Source organism: Idiomarina xiamenensis 10-D-4 (assembly GCF_000299895.1).
Lineage (GTDB): Bacteria > Pseudomonadota > Gammaproteobacteria > Enterobacterales > Alteromonadaceae > Idiomarina > Idiomarina xiamenensis.
The window spans coordinates 1-1,528 of sequence record NZ_AMRG01000043.1 but is presented as its reverse complement, the minus strand read 5'-3'; the positions used below and the strand labels follow the sequence as shown (position 1 = coordinate 1,528).

1 protein-coding gene and 1 pseudogene are annotated in these 1,528 nt (G+C 41.6%); both read left to right on the top strand.

The annotated features are described in order from the left end of the window. Positions 1-31 precede the first annotated feature (31 nt). Entirely contained in the window at positions 32-373 is a 342-nt protein-coding gene (locus A10D4_RS14145; RefSeq protein WP_156812175.1) for a hypothetical protein, read from the top strand. Positions 374-514: 141 nt separating this feature from the next. Next, positions 515-1,486 (top strand): annotated as a pseudogene (locus A10D4_RS13285) (IS30 family transposase). The last annotated feature ends 42 nt before the right edge of the window (positions 1,487-1,528 follow it).

The following is a 1,528-nucleotide window of genomic DNA, read 5'->3' as shown; positions in this document are numbered from 1 at the left end:
ATTCTTCAAAGCCATAAATAGTGGTTAAAAAATGGGAAAAACATTATTAATATCTTCAATATTAGGTGCAACAATTCCTCTAGTTTGGTTAATTGTTTGGAATTTGGCTAAGACTTACTGCGAACAATGCACAAGCTGGTTAATGGGGACGCAGTTCTTAGATTTCACCTTGCTTACGTTGTGGCCTAGTTCTATTTTATTAATTGGCGATTCAACTGATAGCAATTTTCAGCTACAAACTGTTTCTTTAATAATTAATGTGCTATTTTATATGATTATTGGTCTTGCTAGTTGGCTGGCTTTTTCAAAATCACTTTTCTACTTTATACCAGTTGTATGTTTTTATTTTTGGTGGTATTGGTTTATAACTTAGACGAGTTCAATTCAGAAAAATATATAAACACCCTGAATTCAGATAATAACCGCAACACTCATGTAATGGGATAGGTCGGGAGGAGGTCAGCTACCCACATCTGGTAGTCTTACTTTTCGACCAAAAAAAGTGAGTTCCAACATGAGTTATCGGCAGCTGACCGAGGGACAACGATACCAGATTTCTGCGTTGCTCTCAGAAGAATTTTCACAACGAGAGATTGCAAGAAAGCTGAATATCGCGCCCTCGACCATCCATCGAGAGTTGCGACGTAACAACAATTTGTGTGGTTCATATGACCCTCAAAAAGCTCAAGAACGCACGGTAAAACGAAGCTCCAAGCCAAAACCCAAAAGGGTTTGCGAGAATACTTGAAACGCTGTAGAGCTTATGCTCAAGATGGACTGGAGTCCGGAGCAGATATCAGCTATCTGTACGCGGATAGGTTATCCCGTCAGTCACGAGTGGATTTACAATTATGTTCTGGCTGATTTTTACCGTGGTGGTGGTTTGTTTACTCACCTACGTCATCGGTTAAGACGCTATAAAAAATGTTTGCATAAGCAACGTGATCGTATTTTAGGCCGTCGCTCGATACACGACCGGCCTGCAATTATTGATGCTCGGAAGCGCTACGGCGACTGGGAAATCGATACCGTTATCGGCAAGCGCGGAACCGGCGCTATCGTTACGCTTTTAGAGCGTAAAAGCCGTTTTTATCTTGTGAAAAAAGTCACAAGCAAACAGGCTGATGCCGTTGCTGACGCAACGATAGAAATGCTGCAGCCTTTTAAAGTTATGGTACACAGCATTACGGCCGATAATGGCTTGGAATTCGCTGATCACGAACGTATCGCAGAAAAGCTTGATACAGACGTTTATTTTGCTGACCCGTATGCTTCATATCAGCGCGGCGCGAACGAAAATGCGAACGGCTTATTGCGTCAATACGTGCCAAAAGGTACTGATTTGCGCACTGTATCCAACAAGCTGATGACCAAATATCAGCAGCGTTTGAATTTAAGGCCTCGGAAAACTCTAGGGTTTATTCAGCCAGACTTAATTTTTAAAGAGCAATTGCAACAGGCTATGAGCGAGTGTTGCAGTTATTAGTTGAATCTAGGCAATTTGATTCTGGCGAACAACAATCTTGTA

Coding starts and splice junctions, on each gene's coding strand:
- A10D4_RS14145 (WP_156812175.1), top strand. CDS start 32: ATGGGAAAAACATTATTAATATCTTCAATATTAGGTGCAACAATTCCT.